This window comes from Ensifer sp. GW823-FHT05D09 (assembly GCF_058795755.1).
The window spans coordinates 633613-649727 of sequence record NZ_JBXAIA010000002.1 but is presented as its reverse complement, the minus strand read 5'-3'; the positions used below and the strand labels follow the sequence as shown (position 1 = coordinate 649727).

19 protein-coding genes are annotated in these 16115 nt (G+C 62.8%); 9 read left to right on the top strand and 10 right to left on the bottom strand.

Going from position 1 to position 16115, the window contains the following annotated elements; translation table 11 throughout:
• Positions 1-89 precede the first annotated feature (89 nt).
• Together AC1Q80_RS08870 and AC1Q80_RS08865 are read left to right on the top strand one after the other, a co-directional pair.
• Positions 90-1016 (top strand): ABC transporter ATP-binding protein, encoded by a 927-nt coding sequence (locus AC1Q80_RS08870; protein ID WP_492360180.1) that lies wholly within the window; start codon positions 90-92, stop codon positions 1014-1016.
• Positions 1013-1774, top strand: coding sequence for an ABC transporter permease (locus AC1Q80_RS08865; RefSeq protein WP_176352399.1), 762 nt, complete (start codon positions 1013-1015; stop codon positions 1772-1774). The genes AC1Q80_RS08870 and AC1Q80_RS08865 overlap by 4 nt, the downstream gene beginning before the upstream one ends.
• A gap of 18 nt (positions 1775-1792) precedes the next feature.
• Here the strand turns inward: AC1Q80_RS08865 and AC1Q80_RS08860 are convergent, their stop codons facing one another.
• From AC1Q80_RS08860 to AC1Q80_RS08845, 4 genes are all read right to left on the bottom strand, one after another.
• Positions 1793-2473 (bottom strand): permease, encoded by a 681-nt coding sequence (locus AC1Q80_RS08860; RefSeq protein ID WP_173420173.1) that lies wholly within the window; start codon positions 2471-2473, stop codon positions 1793-1795.
• Between the two features lie 86 nt (positions 2474-2559).
• On the bottom strand, positions 2560-3261 hold the full coding sequence (locus tag AC1Q80_RS08855; RefSeq protein WP_173420172.1) for a TIGR02281 family clan AA aspartic protease: 702 nt from the start codon (positions 3259-3261) through the stop codon (positions 2560-2562).
• Complete coding sequence (locus AC1Q80_RS08850; protein ID WP_176352396.1) at positions 3258-3479, bottom strand: DUF1289 domain-containing protein; 222 nt, start codon at positions 3477-3479, stop codon at positions 3258-3260. The genes AC1Q80_RS08855 and AC1Q80_RS08850 overlap by 4 nt, the downstream gene beginning before the upstream one ends.
• Positions 3480-3549: 70 nt before the next feature.
• Positions 3550-4338 carry an adenosylcobinamide-GDP ribazoletransferase gene (locus AC1Q80_RS08845; RefSeq protein WP_492360179.1) on the bottom strand — a complete coding sequence of 263 codons (789 nt, stop codon included), beginning with the start codon at positions 4336-4338 and terminating at the stop codon, positions 3550-3552.
• 151 nt (positions 4339-4489) lie between these two features.
• On the opposite strand from AC1Q80_RS08845, the gene cobT reads away from it, so the two are divergent.
• The gene (gene cobT / locus AC1Q80_RS08840; RefSeq protein WP_492360178.1) at positions 4490-5506 is read left to right on the top strand and encodes a nicotinate-nucleotide--dimethylbenzimidazole phosphoribosyltransferase; all 1017 of its coding nucleotides are present in this window, start codon (positions 4490-4492) and stop codon (positions 5504-5506) included.
• 228 nt (positions 5507-5734) lie between these two features.
• Positions 5735-6148 carry a diacylglycerol kinase gene (locus tag AC1Q80_RS08835; protein ID WP_173420168.1) on the top strand — a complete coding sequence of 138 codons (414 nt, stop codon included), beginning with the start codon at positions 5735-5737 and terminating at the stop codon, positions 6146-6148.
• 6 nt (positions 6149-6154) lie between these two features.
• On the opposite strand, the gene AC1Q80_RS08830 is transcribed toward AC1Q80_RS08835, so the two are convergent.
• Both AC1Q80_RS08830 and AC1Q80_RS08825 read right to left on the bottom strand, forming a co-directional pair.
• On the bottom strand, positions 6155-6694 hold the full coding sequence (locus AC1Q80_RS08830) for a GNAT family N-acetyltransferase (RefSeq protein WP_492360177.1): 540 nt from the start codon (positions 6692-6694) through the stop codon (positions 6155-6157).
• A 3-nt stretch (positions 6695-6697) separates the two neighbouring features.
• The gene (locus AC1Q80_RS08825) at positions 6698-8233 is read right to left on the bottom strand and encodes a sensor histidine kinase (protein WP_173420166.1); all 1536 of its coding nucleotides are present in this window, start codon (positions 8231-8233) and stop codon (positions 6698-6700) included.
• 224 nt (positions 8234-8457) lie between these two features.
• Between AC1Q80_RS08825 and AC1Q80_RS08820 the strand changes: the two genes are divergently transcribed.
• The 3 genes from AC1Q80_RS08820 to AC1Q80_RS08810 all read left to right on the top strand — a co-directional run bounded on the left by AC1Q80_RS08820 (position 8458) and on the right by AC1Q80_RS08810 (position 10233).
• The gene (locus AC1Q80_RS08820) at positions 8458-9051 is read left to right on the top strand and encodes a thermonuclease family protein (protein WP_209791314.1); all 594 of its coding nucleotides are present in this window, start codon (positions 8458-8460) and stop codon (positions 9049-9051) included.
• Complete coding sequence (locus tag AC1Q80_RS08815) at positions 9044-9679, top strand: uracil-DNA glycosylase family protein (RefSeq protein WP_492360176.1); 636 nt, start codon at positions 9044-9046, stop codon at positions 9677-9679. Before AC1Q80_RS08820 ends, AC1Q80_RS08815 begins: the two co-directional genes overlap by 8 nt.
• 65 nt (positions 9680-9744) lie before the next feature.
• A complete protein-coding gene (locus tag AC1Q80_RS08810) occupies positions 9745-10233 on the top strand; it encodes an Lrp/AsnC family transcriptional regulator (protein ID WP_025427268.1) in 489 nt (162 codons plus the stop codon).
• An 88-nt stretch (positions 10234-10321) separates the two neighbouring features.
• Here AC1Q80_RS08810 and AC1Q80_RS08805 read toward each other — a convergent pair whose 3' ends face one another.
• Positions 10322-11311, bottom strand: coding sequence for a GlxA family transcriptional regulator (locus tag AC1Q80_RS08805; protein WP_492360175.1), 990 nt, complete (start codon positions 11309-11311; stop codon positions 10322-10324).
• Between the two features lie 85 nt (positions 11312-11396).
• On the opposite strand from AC1Q80_RS08805, the gene AC1Q80_RS08800 reads away from it, so the two are divergent.
• Positions 11397-12563 carry a DJ-1/PfpI family protein gene (locus AC1Q80_RS08800; RefSeq protein ID WP_492360174.1) on the top strand — a complete coding sequence of 389 codons (1167 nt, stop codon included), beginning with the start codon at positions 11397-11399 and terminating at the stop codon, positions 12561-12563.
• Positions 12564-12663: 100 nt separating this feature from the next.
• Here AC1Q80_RS08800 and AC1Q80_RS08795 read toward each other — a convergent pair whose 3' ends face one another.
• The 3 genes from AC1Q80_RS08795 to AC1Q80_RS08785 all read right to left on the bottom strand — a co-directional run bounded on the left by AC1Q80_RS08795 (position 12664) and on the right by AC1Q80_RS08785 (position 15190).
• Positions 12664-13386: a DNA alkylation repair protein gene (locus tag AC1Q80_RS08795; RefSeq protein ID WP_492360173.1), complete on the bottom strand. Its 723-nt coding sequence runs from the start codon at positions 13384-13386 to the stop codon at positions 12664-12666.
• Positions 13383-14252: an NAD(P)-dependent oxidoreductase gene (locus tag AC1Q80_RS08790; RefSeq protein ID WP_492360172.1), complete on the bottom strand. Its 870-nt coding sequence runs from the start codon at positions 14250-14252 to the stop codon at positions 13383-13385. Before AC1Q80_RS08790 ends, AC1Q80_RS08795 begins: the two co-directional genes overlap by 4 nt.
• A gap of 110 nt (positions 14253-14362) precedes the next feature.
• Entirely contained in the window at positions 14363-15190 is an 828-nt protein-coding gene (locus tag AC1Q80_RS08785) for a class I SAM-dependent methyltransferase (RefSeq protein ID WP_492360171.1), read from the bottom strand.
• Positions 15191-15369: 179 nt separating this feature from the next.
• On the opposite strand from AC1Q80_RS08785, the gene AC1Q80_RS08780 reads away from it, so the two are divergent.
• Positions 15370-16095 (top strand): DUF2270 domain-containing protein, encoded by a 726-nt coding sequence (locus tag AC1Q80_RS08780; protein ID WP_492360170.1) that lies wholly within the window; start codon positions 15370-15372, stop codon positions 16093-16095.
• Positions 16096-16115 lie beyond the last annotated feature (20 nt).

Here is a 16115-nt window from a genome sequence, read left to right as displayed (position 1 = left end):
TTTTTCCATCCGGTAGGCTGCAAATTGCGGTGAATCGTCCCATATAGGCGTGACCTGCCGACTTCGCCCCCCGCATCCGGATCAGATTCATGGCGCCTATCGTTTCCGTTTCCAATCTGTCGAAAACCTATGCTTCGGGTTTCAAGGCGCTGAAAGGCGTCAGCCTCGACATCGAGCAGGGTGAAATCCTGGCGCTGCTCGGTCCGAACGGGGCGGGCAAGACCACGCTGATCTCGATCATCTGCGGCATCGTCAATCCGAGCGGTGGCACCGTGCTGGTCAACGGCCATGACGTCGTGCGCGACTTTCGCGAGACCCGGTCGATGATCGGCCTTGTGCCGCAGGAACTGACCACGGACGCATTCGAAACGGTCTGGAACACCGTCACGTTTTCGCGCGGGCTGCATGGCAAGAAACCAAGCCCGGCCCATATCGAAAAGGTGCTGAAGGATCTGTCCCTGTGGGACAAGAAGGACAACATGCTGCGCGAGCTCTCCGGCGGCATGAAGCGGCGCGTGCTGATCGCCAAGGCGCTGTCGCACGAACCACGCGTGCTCTTCCTCGACGAGCCGACGGCCGGCGTCGACGTCAGCCTGCGCAAGAGCATGTGGGAAGTCGTCGAACGCCTGCGCGCCTCGGGCGTCACGATCATCCTGACGACGCATTACATTGAAGAGGCGGAAGAGATCGCCGACCGCATCGGCGTCATCAATGGCGGCGAAATCCTGCTGGTCGAGGACAAGACGGCGTTGATGTCGAAGCTCGGGCGCAAGCAGCTCAGGGTGGACCTGTCGCATCCGTTGGACGCCGTGCCGGACACGCTCTCCGCCTACAACCTGACGCTCGAGGGCGATGGCCATTGTCTGATCTACGACTATGACACCAGCGCCGATCGCACGGGCATAACTTCGCTGTTGGCGGCGCTCGCCGAGGCGGGCGTGCGCCTCAAGGACATTTCCACGCGGCAAAGCTCGCTGGAGGACATTTTCGTCGAGATCGTGGGAGCCGGACGATGAACATCGAAGCGATCAAGTCGATCTACTTCTTCGAGATGGCGCGCACGCGGCGCACGCTGCTGCAGAGCGTGGTGTCGCCGGTGATTTCCACGTCGCTCTATTTCATCGTCTTCGGTGCGGCGATCGGCGCGCGCATCCAGGAGATCAACGGCGTCTCCTATGGCGCCTTCATTACGCCCGGCCTGATCATGCTGACGCTTCTGACGCAGTGCATCGGCAACGGTTCCTTCGGTATCTATTTCCCGAAATTCACCGGCACCATCTACGAGGTTCTGTCCTCACCTGTGTCGATGATCGAGATCGTGCTCGGCTATGTCGGGGCGGCGGCAACCAAGGGGTTGATGATCGGCACGATTATTCTTCTGACGGCTTCGCTGTTCGTCGACCTTTCGATCGCCCATCCGCTGGCAATGATCTTCTTCTTCGTGCTGACAGCCGTGTCGTTCAGCCTGTTCGGCTTCATTATCGGTATCTGGGCCAAGGACTTCGAGCAGCTGAACCTGATCCCGATGCTGGTGATCCCGCCATTGGTGTTCCTTGGTGGCAGCTTCTACTCGATCGACATGCTGCCCCCGTTCTGGCAGGCGGTCAGCCACTTCAACCCGGTGCTTTATCTCATCAGCGGCTTCCGCTGGAGCTTCTTTGAAGTGTCTGATGTCAACCCGGTCGTCAGTGCCGTGATCATCCTGGCTTTCCTGAGCATTTGCCTTTCGGTGCTCGCCTGGATCTTCCGCACCGGTTACCGGCTGCGCAACTGACGGCGGGACCGAGCGATATCAGGCGGGCGGGCTGCCTGTGCCATAAACGATAGCGGCGCCGGCAAGCAGAATGGCGAGCAGTGCCTGAAGCAACGTCCAGATGACGCGCAGGACGGCGCCTGTCGTCGATAATCCAAGGTCTGTCTTGAACCAGCGTGTCTCGACGATCACATACCACACGAATGCGGCAAGCACGCAGGCGAGACCGGCGACAAGCGCTGTGTGGCTTTCCGTTCGGGTGAGTAGCATGCCGACGCTGAGCACGAGCGCAAATGGGGCGGTGACGTAGCACTGGCTATAGAAGGGTGCCCGCAGCGTATCACGGGTGAGCCGCGCGCCTTTATGGCGGAGCAGCTTCACCGCCATCAGCAGGGGCAGAATGCTGAAGGCGACGGCGCGAAACATCAGAAGATTGGAATCGTTTGCGAGCAGCGGCGGCGGTGCCCAGGGCGTCGTTTGATTGACCAGGCTGAGCTCGACGCCGTGGGCGAGCATGAGCGTGATCAGCAAAAAGAGCGGCGGGCTCAGCGTCTCGGTGTATTGCTCCGAGACGTCGTCCGTCAGCTCCATGTCTGCATAGTGCATCATGGCCTGCGGCTGGCGCAGCGTGCGCCACATCGTCAGCGGATAGAACAGCAGCCACGACACAAGTTCGTAGAGAAGCTCTTCGATCGACTTCAGCAAGCGCATGAAATCCATGCGGCGACTCCTTAAGCAACGATCTGCGGAAATTCGCACGGCGGTATCGCCAACATGCACGAAGATGCGTCTGCCGCAAATTCCGGTCAGTCGCGCAGTCGAAGTTCGTCGGTGCGCATCTGCAGGAAGTCGAGCGTCGACAGGAAGCTCATGCCGAGCAGGCTCTGGTCGAGCTTGCCTTCGGCGGCGACCGTCGCGCGGATGTCATGGCGCACGATCGGGCCGATGGCGACTTCAGAGAGCAGCACGGGCGCCGCCATCGCCTGACCGTTGGCGGTCATGACCGTCATCGTGTAGCTCAGGTTCGCCGGGTCGAGACCAATCCGCTCGGCATCCTCGAAGGTCAGCGCAATGCTGCTCGCGCCGGTGTCGACCAGCATGTTGATCTCCTGGCCGTTGACCGCAGCATTGGTCTCGAAATGGCCGTTGATCATCTTTTGAAGCACCACCTCCTGGCGGCCCTCGCTGTCGGTGATGACCGTCGCGCGACCGGGTATCAGGCCGGAAAGAACCCGGTTGCCGAAGCCTTGCAGCTCGAAGCGGTAGACATAGGCCGACACGAGGGCGAGCACGATGAGCAGCCAGATTGCCGCCTGCCGGGCGCCTTCACCAAAGCGGCGACGGCTCTGCCAGATGCCGGCGCTCAGCAAGGTGGCAATTGCACCGAGCGAAACGAGCTGGCCGAAATCGTCATTCGCAAGGCCAAAGGTGCGGCCGGCGTCGTGGTTGACGATCAGCAACAAAAGGCCGATCGCCAAGATCGAGAGCAGGATCAGAAGGCGTGTCATGCGTCGCCGCGTTCCCTGGCCATGCGCGTGCGGCGCGTTTCGCGGCGCGGCTTGCGCTCCATCGTTTCGAGCCTTGCCGGCAGGGCCAGCATGATCGCCCGGCGCTCAGCGTCGGTGTAAAGCGACCAGGCGCCGACCTCGTTGCGCGTGCGACCGCAGCCGAAACAGTAGCCGGTCTTGTCATCGATGGAACAGACGAGAATGCAGGGAGTTTCCATGGTCCTGAACTGAAGGTTCCGGGTTGCGGCGGCGCGGGCCGGTGTTGTTTCGACTGATTATATCGGCTTTTCAAACCGTCAGTGCAAGGGCGCTGAGAACCGCGATCTCGGTCAGTTGCTGGGTGGCGCCGATCGTATCGCCGGTATGGCCGCCGATCTTGCGGTTGGCGAGGCGGCCAAAGACAGCAACGGTTGCGATGACGGCGACAAGCGACAGGACGAGCGCCGGCGCTGGGGCCTTGGCAAAATAGAAAAGCAGCATGGCGATGAGAAATCCTGAGCCAAGGGCGAACGAGGTGGCTGCCGGATCCGGTTCACCGGCCGCGGCTGCGACACCGTCGCGGCGGGCCGGCGGCAGGCGCGACCAGTGCCAGACCATGGCCGCACGGCTGAGGGCTGCGGCACCAAGGATCATCATCCCGGCACCCGTCGGCGTGAACAGCGGCAGGAAGGAGGCGAGCGCCGACACGCGCAGGCCGAAGGAGAGGATCAGGGCGACCGCGCCATAGGAGCCGATGCGGCTGTCTTTCATGATGACCAGCGCCCCCTCCCGATCACGCCCGCCGCCGAAGCCATCGGCGGTATCGCTGAGCCCGTCCTCGTGCAGGCAGCCGGTGACGAGTGCCTGCACGGCGACGACCAGGAAGGCTGTGAAGAGGGAGCTGACCTGCAGCGCGATCAGCAACGAGGCAACGGCGGCCGCGGGCAGGGCGATCAGCAGGCCCGCCAGCGGAAAGGCGCGAACGGCACGGTTCAGCCGACCGTCGTAATCGACGAAATGGCGTTGCGGCATATGGATGCGGCTGAGGAAGGCGACCGAGCGTGCCAGATCGTCACAAAAGTCGCGAAGATAGGTCATGGCCCCTCCAGTCCCGGCCGCGCCGAATCGACGCGCGTTCGGCGGATCATGCGCCGGCGACGCGGATTGGCGCAAATGTCGTTGCCCCAAATTTCCTCGCCCTCTATGAGGAGCGTGGATTGAACTTCACGATATGCAAGGATTCTTCTCCATGAGCGCCAGCGGCCTGCCGTTTGATGATTTCCGCGAATTGCTGCGCAACCTGCCGGGCCCCAATTCGGCCGCGCTGGTTGCCGCGCGCGATCGCGATGCGCAGCTGACGAAGCCGCCGGGCGCGCTCGGGCGCCTGGAAGAGATCGCCTTCTGGCTCGCCGCATGGACCGGCAAGCCGCCGGCGGTCAACCGGCCACTCGTTGCCATCTTCGCTGGCAATCACGGCGTCACCCGCCAGGGCGTCACACCCTTTCCGTCGTCGGTCACGGCACAGATGGTCGAGAATTTCGCCGCCGGTGGTGCCGCGATCAACCAGATCTGCGTCAGCCACGACCTTGGCCTGAAGGTCTTCGACCTCGCGCTCGACTATCCCACCGGCGATATCACCGAGGAGGCTGCCCTTTCCGAGCGTGACTGTGCCGCCACCATGGCCTTTGGCATGGAAGCCGTCGCCGGCGGCACCGACCTGTTGTGCATCGGCGAGATGGGCATCGGCAACACCACGATTGCCGCGGCAATCAATCTCGGTCTTTACGGCGGCACTGCCGAAGACTGGGTCGGCCCGGGTACGGGCTCGGAGGGCGAGGTTCTTAAGCGCAAGGTCGCCGCCGTCGAAAAGGCGGTTGCGCTGCACCAAAGCCATTTGTCCGATCCGCTGGAACTGATGCGCCGCCTTGGCGGTCGTGAAATCGCGGCCATGGCCGGTGCCATCCTTGCGGCGCGGATGCAGCAGGTCCCCGTCATCCTCGACGGTTACGTGGCGACGGCTGCCGGCGCGATCCTCAAGGCCGCCAACCCGTCGGCGCTCGACCATTGCCTGATCGGCCACGTCTCGGGCGAACCCGGTCACATGAAGGCGATCGAGAAACTCGGCAAGACACCGCTGCTGGCCCTTGGCATGCGCCTTGGTGAGGGCACGGGTGCAGCCCTTGCCGCCGGCATCGTCAAGGCGGCTGCCGCCTGCCATAGCGGTATGGCGACGTTCGCGCAGGCGGGCGTCAGCAACAAGAACTGAGCAGGAAACGGCGGGCGTTTGAGTAAAGGCCCGCCGTTTGCTGTCGATTGGCTGTCGCCAGCCTCTCTCTTGCCCGTAACGGGCCTTGCTGGCCGCATTCTTCTCGCCTATCCAGAGGCGCACATGCACGCCGCAGCCACCTGCGGGCGACCACTGCAACCGAGACCGCCTTGCATTCGCCTCAATAACGATGTCGAAGCAGCGCAGTTTACAGCCAGTCGAGATGAAATGGACGCCAACAACACCACGCCCCGCCGCGGCCAGACCGGACCGGTCGAAAAACAGACGGGGATCCGCCATCTGTTCGCAGCTGCCAGCTATTCGCTTGGTGGCGCCAAACGGCTGATCGGCGAGGCGGCGTTCCGGCACGAGCTGATCGCCTTTGCGGTGGCCATGGTCGCGTTCGTCATCGCCGGCGCCACCTTCTTCCAGTACATCGCCATGGCGATCCTGTTCCTGTTGATGATGGCCTTCGAGGCGATCAACACCGCGATCGAAGAGATCGTCGACCGCGTCTCGCCGGAAATTTCCGAGATGGGCAAGAATGCCAAGGATCTCGGCTCGTTCGCCTGCCTGTGCCTGATCGTCGCCAACGCAGTCTATGCCGGCTACGTGGTGATCTTCGTCGGCTTTTTCGGCTGAGCGATATCAGCCGTTCGGTCTGGCGCGATAAAGCACGTGCGGCCGCAGCGGGTTGCCTACGGGCACGGTCGCGTCGTCGAAATCCTCGGCCGGGTCGCTAAGCATTCCAAGCTTTTCCATCAACGCCCGCGAGGGATCGTTGACGCGTGACGTGTAGCCGATGACTTCATTCAGGCCGAGCCTTCTCCAGGCATGCTCGAGGCAGGCGCCGGCCGCTTCCAGAGCATAGCCGTTGCGCCAGTAGGGCCGTCCGAGGATCCAACCGATCTCGATATGCGGACCACCGGGGATTTCGTCTGAGGCGATGGAAAGACCCAGGCCGCCGACAAGGGCCGCATCGGTCTTGCGCTCCAATGCGACGAAGGCAAAGCCATGCTGGCGCAGGTGGGCATCGCATTCAGCTATGACATCTGCTGTCTCTGCTGGCGTGAGGATGCTCGGATAGTAGTAGCGACGAACTTCCGGGTCGGCATTGATGTTGGCAAAGGGTGCGACATCGCGCTCTTGCCAGGGCCGCAGCCGCAGGCGCTCGGTTTCAATCTGCATGGATCAAGCAAAGCTCTTGCGGCGGCGGGCAGGGGCGGGCACGTCCTCGACGGCCGGCAGGCTTTCGAGCACACGGCGGGCCGGCAGGATGGCGATGGCTTCCGTGCCTTCGCGCAGTTTGGAGCGCAGGATGAACTCGCCATTGTGCTTGGCGAGGATTGCCTGGACGATCGGCAGGCCGAGACCGGTGCCCTGTTCGGCGCTCTTGATGGCGATGGAGCCCTGGCCGAAGGCGGAGAGCACGATCGGGATCTCCTCCTCGGGAATGCCGGGGCCGTTGTCCTTGATCGAGAGATATTGACCGCCACCGGCCGTCCAACCGACCTTGACGGTGATCTCGCCACCCGAACTTGTGAACTTAACCGCGTTCGACAGAAGGTTCAGGATGACCTGGCGCATGGCCTTTTCATCGACCCAGACGGCCGGCATGCCCTGTTCGAACTGCGCGTTGATTCCGATCGTCTTGGCGCGGGCGCGAAGCTGGACCATGCCGATGCAATCGTCGGCGATATCGACAAGGCTGACGGCCTCTTCGTTGAGGTCATAGCGGCCGGCCTCGATGCGCGAGAGGTCGAGGATCTCGTTGATCAGGTTCAGAAGGTGTTCGCCCGAGCGATGGATGTCGCTGGTGTATTCCTTGTAGGTCGGGTTGTTGAGCGGCCCAAGCACCTCCGTCGACATGACTTCGGAGAAGCCGAGAATGGCGTTGAGCGGCGTCCGCAGCTCGTGCGACATCGAGGCCAGGAAGCGCGACTTGGCAAGGTTGGCTTCCTCGGCGCGCCTGCGGGCTTCATCCGACATGGATTTCGCCACTTCCAACTCGGCGATCAGATCGTCCTTCTCCGATTGCATCGAAAGAATATGCACATTGGCGCGGTTCATGCGGTCGGTCATAAACACGAGGAAGAGCAGCGAAAGCGAAATCACGCCGGTCAGGCCGACATGCACCGGATCGCCGGTCGTCAGCGACGAAAAGGCGAGGGCGGCCACGACAGGCAGGAAGGTGTAGAGCAGGGCGTTGCGTAACAGGAAGGTGCCCATGGCGGTGGCGGCAAGCGCGATCAGCAATACCGTACCTTCAAAGAAGCCGTAACGAATGTCGCCGCAGGCCGCGCAGTCCTGCGTCATGAATGTTGCCCAGCACAGCCCCATCAGCAGCTGGCCGATCAGGAAGCGGCGACGCCAGACCGGCACCTTGTCGGCGGCGATTTCGTCCTTGCGCGCCTTTCGCGCGAGAAAGACGGTAATGGCGTGGGCCGAGAGCGTCATGACGGCCCAGACGACGATGCTCAGATTGCCGGAGAGGTAAATGCCGACGGCGGTGATGAGAGCCACCAGCAGCGGCATGGCGATGGCGCCATGCAATACCGAGCCGATATAGAGATTGAGCATTTCGCGTTCGAAGCCGGAAGGCGCGGACGAACCGGTTTGCAGCCGTTCGCGCGTCGCGCGTACCGTCTTCGAAACAGCCTTGTTTCGATGGCTTCGCGACTTGTCGACAATAATCTTATCTGTCGATGTGCTGACGGCGATACTCATGCTCATATATGCAAAGGTTACAGCTGGTTGCAGTCTAGTGAGCAATCCTTAAGAAGTTGCTGCCTGACATGAAGGATTCGACAACCATTGTGGCGCGATCGTGATTTGCCGGATCGATCGGGCGTTGCAAAACCAAAGGGTGCCGCAAATTGAGATCGGGCAGATCCAGATATCGCTTCACGGGCGGCAGAAGGGGCGCTGAGGGTGGCGCTCCTGCCGGCCGGATGGGAACCATCGGTGGCTGGATCTTCTTTCTGCTGCTCTGCGTCGGCGCTTACTTCGCCTCGAAGCTGCCACCGCCGGAGCGCGCCGTCACAGGCGAGCTCTCGGGAGTGGCGAGCGCAAGCGATGGCGACAGCCTGCGTCTCGACGGCCGGCGCATACGCCTCGAAGGCATCGATGCTCCCGAGATCGGCCAGACCTGCAACCGCCAAGGCGCGGAATGGGACTGTGGGGCTGACGCCCGCCAGCGACTGCGCACGATGGTGTCGGGTGGCACGACGGTCTGTCGCCTGCACGGACGCGACAAATATGGTCGCGACCTCGGTACGTGCGAAACGAATGGAAGAGACATCGGACGGCAGATGGTGGCAACCGGTTATGCCGTCAGCTATGGCCGCTATCAGAAAGAGGAAGCTTCGGCGGAAGAACAGAATGTTGGGCTTTGGGCCGGCGATTTCACCCGGCCGCAAGCCTGGCGTCGGGCCAACGGCCATGCGGACGAGACGCCGCATGTGGTCGATGGCTGGCTGGACGCAATCCGGCTTTGGCTGTTCGAGCAGCTCTCGGCACTGTTTGCGAGGATTGGCGATGCATGAGGAGCAGGACGATCTCGGACCGCTCCGCGCCGCGATCGCTGCCTGTCGCATCTGTCGCGATCAACCGGCTCGCGGGCCGGAAGACCGCCTTCCGCACGAACCGCGACCGGTGGCCGTCATCTCAAGATCCGCGCGGGTGCTGCTGGCCGGTCAGGCGCCTGGTCTCAGGGTTCATGAAAGCGGATTGCCGTTCAATGACGCTTCCGGCGACCGGCTGCGGCAGTGGCTCGCCGTCGACCGCGAGACGTTCTACAACAGAGACAAGCTGGCGATCGCGCCGATGGGCTTCTGCTTTCCCGGCTATGACGCCCATGGCAGCGACCTGCCGCCACGCCGCGAATGCGCCCCCATCTGGCGTTCGCGGGTGATGGAAGCAATGCCCCAGGTAGAACTGGTGCTGGCGATCGGCCACTATGCGCAGCGCTGGCACATCGGGCCGGATTGTCCGAAATCGATGACCGAGACCGTTGCCGGCTGGCGCCGATACGCGATGCGCAACGCCGTGCCGGCGATCCTGCCGCTGCCGCATCCCAGTTGGCGCAATACCGGCTGGCTGAAGCGCAATCCATGGTTTGAGGCGGATGTCCTGCCGTTTTTGCGCGAGCGGATCACCCTGTTGATTTCCTGAAAAATTATTCTTTATCTTTGCCGATTTCGCGCTATAGAAAGAAAAATAATTCGAGAGGGACACTCATGGATCGCCTAGACCGCAAAATCCTGCGCCTGTTGCAGGAGGATTCCACGTTGGCTGTTGCCGACCTCGCCAAGAAGGTCGGCCTGTCGACCACTCCTTGCTGGCGGCGCATCCAGAAGATGGAAGAGGACGGCGTCATCCGCCGCCGCGTGGCGCTGCTTGATCCGGTCAAGATCAACACCAAGGTGACGGTGTTCGTCTCCATCCGCACCAATACGCACTCGATCGAATGGCTGCGCCGCTTCTCGGAAGTGGTCGGTGAATTCCCCGAAGTGGTCGAGTTCTACCGCATGAGCGGTGACGTCGATTACCTCCTGCGCGTCGTCGTTCCCGATATCGCCGCCTATGACGCCTTCTACAAGCGTCTGATCGCCAAGATCGAGATCCGCGACGTCTCCTCTGCTTTTGCCATGGAGCAGATTAAGTATACGACCGAGCTTCCGCTCGACTACATGATGATCGACCAGGCGAAATCCAGCGAGGATTGAGTTTGAGATCCGGGCGGCGGAGAACGCCGCCCGCGCTGCCGGCCGCAGCTAAGCACGTCCACGCCGCTCTCGCTCAAGTCCGAGCCGCTCAGTCGGAAGCTTTCGACGCTGCGGATGCAAAGCGGTCGCGGAAGGCCGATGGCGTAACATTGAGGTGCCGCCGGAAGAGGCGGTGCAGCGTATCGACCGAACCCAGGCCGCTTCTGGCTGCAATTCGCTCAAGCGACGCGGACGTGGTTTCGAGCAAGCGCTTGGCGTGATCGAGGCGCAGTTCCAAGACAAACTGCAGGGGTGTCCGCCCAACCTCGCGGGTGAAGCGGCGCGCAAACGTGCGTTCGCTCATGACCGCGCGCGCTGCGAGCGCAGGCACGCTCAGATCGCCATCGGGGTGATCGGTCATCCAGGCTAGCAACTCGGAAAGCCGGTCGCCCGTCTTTGCCTGTGCGGCAAGTGTTGCGCTGAACTGCGCTTGTCCGCCGGGCCGATGGAGAAACAGCACCAGATCCTTGGCGATGCTGGCTGCAATCGGTTTGCCGAGATCATCGGCAACGAGGGCGAGAGCGAGATCAAGGCCGGCGGTGACGCCCGCCGAGGTGCAGACGGCACCGTCAATCACATAGATTGCGTCGGCATCCACCCGCGCCTGCGCAAAATATGATTGCAGCAGTGCGGCGGAAGCCCAATGCGTTGTCGCCCGGCGACCGTTCAGCATTCCGGCAGCGCCCAGGATGAAGGCGCCCGTGCAGATACTGCCGATGCGCCGCGCCGATGGCGCCTTCTCGCTTAACCAGGCTGCAACGCCGTCGTCAAAGATGGCGCGGCGCAGCGAAGCCTCGTCGCCGCCAGCCACGAGAACGGTATCGAGCGGGCCATCGATCTGCGAGAGCGGGGTGGCATTGCCCAGATGCAGGCCGGCCTGGGTGCGCAGCAAGCCGCCGTCCGGCGAGGCGAGGACGAGTTGGTAGGCGCCGGCGACGCGATCGTTCGCGCGGGCAAAAACGCCGGCCGGGCCGGTGATATCCAGTGCCTCGACCCCATCAAAGGCGACCAGGACGATACGGCGGGTCGATTTGAGCATTTGGCAGAATCTTCGTCTCGAATGTCATTTGTGCCAACGATGTATCAGCTATCCAGGGCCGACGAAATCTTCTTGGAAAGAAGGCATGAAACGCCGAACTCTCATTCTCGCCATCGCTCTTGGTTCAGGCGCGCTTGCCGCCGGGTGCAGCAACAGAAACCAGGACGGCACGGGCTTGCCGCAGAAGGCGTCCGGAGACGAACGGCGACGGATGATCGCCGCCTTGCGCCCGTCGAAACGCCGTAGGCCCGTGGTGGCCGTGCTCGGCGACAACAGGGGCTCGGAGACGACCGACCTTCTGGTTCCTTATGCCGTACTCAAACGATCGCGCGTCGCTGAGGTGATGCTTGTGGCGCCGGAGGCAGGGCCCATTCAGTTGATGCCGGCACTTCGGGTCGAGCCGCAGGCGACCATTGCCGCGTTCGAGAAGGCTTACCCCGATGGCGCCGACTACGTCATCGTCCCGGCATTCCATCATGACGAAGAGGAAGGGCCGATCCTCGATTGGATCAAATCGCAGGCGGAGGGTGGCGCGACCGTCGTCGGCATCTGTGCGGGGGCAAAGGTTTTAGGGCGGGCAGGCCTGCTCGACGGCCGGCAGGCGACATCACATTGGTATGACATCAACGCGCTGCGCCGGGCTTATCCAACGATGAGCTGGGTCAGGGATCGGCGCTATGTCGCTGACCGCGGTGTCGTCACGACCACAGGCGTCACTGCGTCCCTCCCGGTATCGATTGCCCTTGTCGAGGCGATCGGCGGGCTGCCGCGTGCACGGCAACTGGCGGCAGAGCTGGGTGTCGAGAGCTACGAGGTTGATCACCGGAGTGAAGCCTTCAGCCTGACGGCGAACTGGCTGACGCAGGCGGCATCGAACAGCCTTGCCATCTGGTCGCACGAAACGATCGGCCTGCCGGTGACGCCAGGCGTTGACGAGATTGAAATCGCCTTTGCCGCCGACGCATGGTCGCGAACCTATCGGTCAAAGGCAGTGACAACCGGCGCTTCGCCTTTCGTCAGGACGCGCGAAGGGTTGAACCTGCTCGTTGACAAGGCAACAGGCGATCCCTCCATCGATTTCGTCTATCCCGTGACGGCAGGCGGCAGGCCCGCCCGACGCCTTGGCGAAGCCTTGGCTGAGATCGCCAGCCGCTATGGGGAGCGCACTGCGGCATTCGTCGCGCTTCAGCTGGAATATGCCTGGCCGAACGAGCGCGGTCGTGCAGATGGGATTCTGCCGCAGCTCCGATGATTGCGGTGCTGTCGTGCGTCATCGCGTGGCGTTCACAGCGGTCGAAGAAATGCCAGTCGGCGCGGATGACCAACAACAGCCGGGGTGTCCGCAATCCGCTTCAGGATCGCCCGCGATCCGCGCTGATGGCGGGAAGGCCGAGCCTTGCCAAGATCTTGTCGCCGCTCAGTTCGCGCTGGGCATCCTTACCGATCCATCTTGCCGTGCGGTCGTTGCCGCCGGCAAGCTTCCCGGCAAGGGCCAGCGCCGGGCCATGACAGGCGGCACTGCGCTTGCCGATCTGGCGCAGCGCCCAGTTGACTGCCTTCTTGACGAAGTTGCGTTCGTCCTCGGCGTATTGCTCGATCAGCGGCAGCAAGGCAAGCAGGCTGGCGTCCGGCTCCTTCTTCAGATGCACGGCTGCCGTCGCGATCATGGCAAAGGCCATGCGGCGAACGAATTCCCGATCATCCGCCGCAAATTCCGGGATCAGCACCTGCTCGAAGCGCGCGGTGACTAAGAGGTCGGCGACGGTGTCGACGATCTCCCAGGAATTGCAATCCTCAACCCAGCGCCTTGCCTGGTCGAGCGTCAGCATTTTCGGGGCGGCGGTGAAGGCGGCGAGGATGCGGGCCTCGCGGATGCCGGACTGCCAGAGTTGGAGCGCCCGGGCATGGTCGATCTTCACCTGCCGCGCGACCCGGTGCAGCTCGACATTGGAGAGTCCAAGCGCCGTATCGGTGACGATGCCGAACCGCGCCATGCCGGCAAGATTTTCCTGCGAGCGCTGTGCCCGCAGGTGCGTGATGATGTCTTCGGCACTCGAGGTCGGCGAGAGCGTCATTTTTCCAGTCGTGCCAGCAGCGAGGACGTATCCCAGCGGTTTCCACCCATTTCCTGGACGTCGCCATAGAACTGGTCGACGAGGGCGGTCACCGGCAGCTTGGCGCCGTTGCGGCGGGCTTCCGTCAAGACGATGTCGAGATCCTTGCGCATCCAGTCGACAGCAAAACCGAAATCATACTTGCCGGCATTCATCGTCTTGTGGCGGTTTTCCATCTGCCAGGATCCGGCAGCCCCCTTGGAGATGACGTCGACAACCTTCTCGATGTCGAGGCCGGCCTTCTTGCCGAAATGGATGCCTTCGGCGAGCCCCTGGACGAGGCCGGCAATGCAGATCTGGTTGATCATCTTGGTAATCTGGCCGGAGCCGGCCGGGCCCATCAGGCCGACCATGCGGGCAAAGGCATCGATCACCGGCCTGGCACGCTCGAAGGCGGGCTCGTCGCCGCCGCACATCACCGTCAGCACGCCGTTTTCAGCGCCGGCCTGGCCACCCGACACGGGCGCATCGATGAAATGGGCGCCCCGCTTCGTGGCTGCCTCATAAAGTTCGCGGGCGACTTCGGCCGAGGCAGTGGTGTTGTCGATGAAGATGGCGTCGGCCTTCAAGGTTTCGAAGGCGCCGTCCTTGCCCGTGGTGACCGAGCGCAGGTCGTCGTCATTGCCAACGCAGGCGAAAACGAAATCGGCACCATCGGCGGCTTCCGCAGGCGTCCTGACGGCGCGACCACCAAATTCGGCAGCCCACTTTTCGGCCTTGGCGAAGGTGCGGTTATAGACCGTCAGTTCGTGTCCGCCACGAACCTTGAGGTGGCCGGCCATGGGATAACCCATGACGCCGAGACCGATGAATGCGACCTTTGCCATTTCCTGAACACTCCCAATTGCTTTGGGTGAGGTTTAGCTGATGGCGCGGATGCGGGAAAGGGGCGACGGAACGGGTGGATCCCGTTCCGTCGTTGATCTTGTCGTGTCGCTTATGGCTTGAAGCGGGCGATCACGAGGTGGCCGGCAATCGGCTCACCCTCTTCCATGCGCACTGTAATGTCGCCGACCTCGATCACTTCGAAGCCGGTCGCCGTCAGGCGCTCGCGCAGATAGGCCTCGGCATGGGCGAAGCGCTGGTGCGGCCCGACCATGAAGGGGCGGCCAGCAAAGGTTTCGGCCGGCAGGGTCTCGCTCGAAAAGATGAACAGGCCGCCTGGCACGAGATTGTCGACGGCGCCGAAGAACAGCGCCTCGAGCGCGCCCATATAGGGCAGCACGTCGGTTGCGACGATCAGGTCGAAGGGCTCGTCGTCATTGTCGTCGAGAAAATCGACGGCTTCCGCCACGTAGAGGGTCTCGTAGAGATCCTTCTCGTGTGCGAGCTCGACCATGTTTTCCGAGAGGTCGATGCCGGTGATGTCTTCGGCCATGTCGCGCAGCGCGCCGCCGGTCAGGCCCGTGCCACAGCCAAGATCGAGAACGCGGTTGAAGGGGCCGAGTTCGAGTGCCTGCAGGCGCTGGCGCACCAGAAGCGGTACGCAGTAGCCAAGCTGCTCGACGAGCACGTTGTCGAAGACGTCGGCGTGTTGATCGAAGAGAGTGGCGACATAGGCATCCGGCGCCTTCACCGGCGTCTCGCCGCGCCCCATCGAGGCAAGACGCACGGAAGCGCCGCCGTGATCCTCTGGATCGAGCGCCAGCACTTCGGCATAGGCATCGGCCGCAGCATCGAAGTTGCCGGATTTTTCCAGGGAGAGGGCGCGGTTGTAGGCTTCCGCCAACGCTTCCTCGTCGATTTTCGTGGTGTTCTGGGTCATTGGCGCTTCTTACGTCCGAAGGCGGTCTTTGGCAATGTGCTGCCGTTGCGGCCGGACGAAATCAGGCGTCGGCAGGGTGCCGAAAAACGAAAAAAGAAAGCAAGCGGCGAGCGTGGGATTTATCCCGGCCCGGAAAGGGTTCATGATCGCAACAACAAGAAAAGACGGAGGAAATGCCGATGGCTGCCGAACTCAGTCCGCTGCTCGTTGGCACGGAAATGAAGGAGCTGAAAGGCCCGCCGCTGCCCCAGACGTCGCAGGAGCAGATCAATGCCGTCGTGCACTATTATCGCGGCGAGATGGGGCGGATGGCCGGCTGGCGGGATCGCATCGACCGCACGTCCAACTGGGCGATCACCGTGGTCGCCGCCCTCCTGTCCGTCTCACTGTCGACGCCATCCTCGCATCACGGCGTGCTGTTGTTTGCCATGCTGCTGATCACGCTGCTGCTCCTGATCGAGGCGCGGCGCTACCGCTTCTTCGATGTCTATCGAGCCAGGGTGCGCCAACTGGAGCGCGGCTACTTCGCCCAGATCCTGGCGCCGGATGGCGCGCCGAACCTCAACTGGGCCGCCTCGATCGCCAAGAGCCTGCGCAAGCCCGCCTTCCTGATGAGCTATCGCGAGGCGGTGTGCCGGCGGCTGCAGCGCAATTATTGCTGGATGTATCTGATCCTGCTGCTCGCCTGGGCGCTCAAGATTTCATCGCCGAAACTGTCGTCCAACGGCGAGCCGTTCGGGCATGTGCGTTCCTGGGCCGATGTGACGCAGAATGCCGCGCTCGGCCCGCTGCCGGGCTGGCCGGTCATACTGGCGGTGGTGCTGTTCTATGCCGTCGTGCTCTACGGTTCGCTGCACAAGGAGCGAGGCGAGGGCGAGCTTGCCCACGGCGAGGTGCACGTCTGATGCGGCCCGTCCGAAAAGGA

Coding starts and splice junctions, on each gene's coding strand:
- cobT (WP_492360178.1), top strand. CDS start 4,490: ATGAGCGCCAGCGGCCTGCCGTTTGATGATTTCCGCGAATTGCTGCGC.
- AC1Q80_RS08860 (WP_173420173.1), bottom strand. CDS start 2,473: ATGGATTTCATGCGCTTGCTGAAGTCGATCGAAGAGCTTCTCTACGAA.
- AC1Q80_RS08790 (WP_492360172.1), bottom strand. CDS start 14,252: ATGGCAAAGGTCGCATTCATCGGTCTCGGCGTCATGGGTTATCCCATG.
- AC1Q80_RS08815 (WP_492360176.1), top strand. CDS start 9,044: ATGCATGAGGAGCAGGACGATCTCGGACCGCTCCGCGCCGCGATCGCT.
- AC1Q80_RS08780 (WP_492360170.1), top strand. CDS start 15,370: ATGGCTGCCGAACTCAGTCCGCTGCTCGTTGGCACGGAAATGAAGGAG.
- AC1Q80_RS08865 (WP_176352399.1), top strand. CDS start 1,013: ATGAACATCGAAGCGATCAAGTCGATCTACTTCTTCGAGATGGCGCGC.
- AC1Q80_RS08850 (WP_176352396.1), bottom strand. CDS start 3,479: ATGGAAACTCCCTGCATTCTCGTCTGTTCCATCGATGACAAGACCGGC.
- AC1Q80_RS08830 (WP_492360177.1), bottom strand. CDS start 6,694: ATGCAGATTGAAACCGAGCGCCTGCGGCTGCGGCCCTGGCAAGAGCGC.
- AC1Q80_RS08800 (WP_492360174.1), top strand. CDS start 11,397: ATGAAACGCCGAACTCTCATTCTCGCCATCGCTCTTGGTTCAGGCGCG.
- AC1Q80_RS08810 (WP_025427268.1), top strand. CDS start 9,745: ATGGATCGCCTAGACCGCAAAATCCTGCGCCTGTTGCAGGAGGATTCC.
- AC1Q80_RS08845 (WP_492360179.1), bottom strand. CDS start 4,338: ATGACCTATCTTCGCGACTTTTGTGACGATCTGGCACGCTCGGTCGCC.
- AC1Q80_RS08870 (WP_492360180.1), top strand. CDS start 90: ATGGCGCCTATCGTTTCCGTTTCCAATCTGTCGAAAACCTATGCTTCG.
- AC1Q80_RS08795 (WP_492360173.1), bottom strand. CDS start 13,386: ATGACGCTCTCGCCGACCTCGAGTGCCGAAGACATCATCACGCACCTG.
- AC1Q80_RS08805 (WP_492360175.1), bottom strand. CDS start 11,311: ATGCTCAAATCGACCCGCCGTATCGTCCTGGTCGCCTTTGATGGGGTC.
- AC1Q80_RS08825 (WP_173420166.1), bottom strand. CDS start 8,233: ATGAGTATCGCCGTCAGCACATCGACAGATAAGATTATTGTCGACAAG.
- AC1Q80_RS08855 (WP_173420172.1), bottom strand. CDS start 3,261: ATGACACGCCTTCTGATCCTGCTCTCGATCTTGGCGATCGGCCTTTTG.
- AC1Q80_RS08835 (WP_173420168.1), top strand. CDS start 5,735: ATGGACGCCAACAACACCACGCCCCGCCGCGGCCAGACCGGACCGGTC.
- AC1Q80_RS08785 (WP_492360171.1), bottom strand. CDS start 15,190: ATGACCCAGAACACCACGAAAATCGACGAGGAAGCGTTGGCGGAAGCC.
- AC1Q80_RS08820 (WP_209791314.1), top strand. CDS start 8,458: ATGGGAACCATCGGTGGCTGGATCTTCTTTCTGCTGCTCTGCGTCGGC.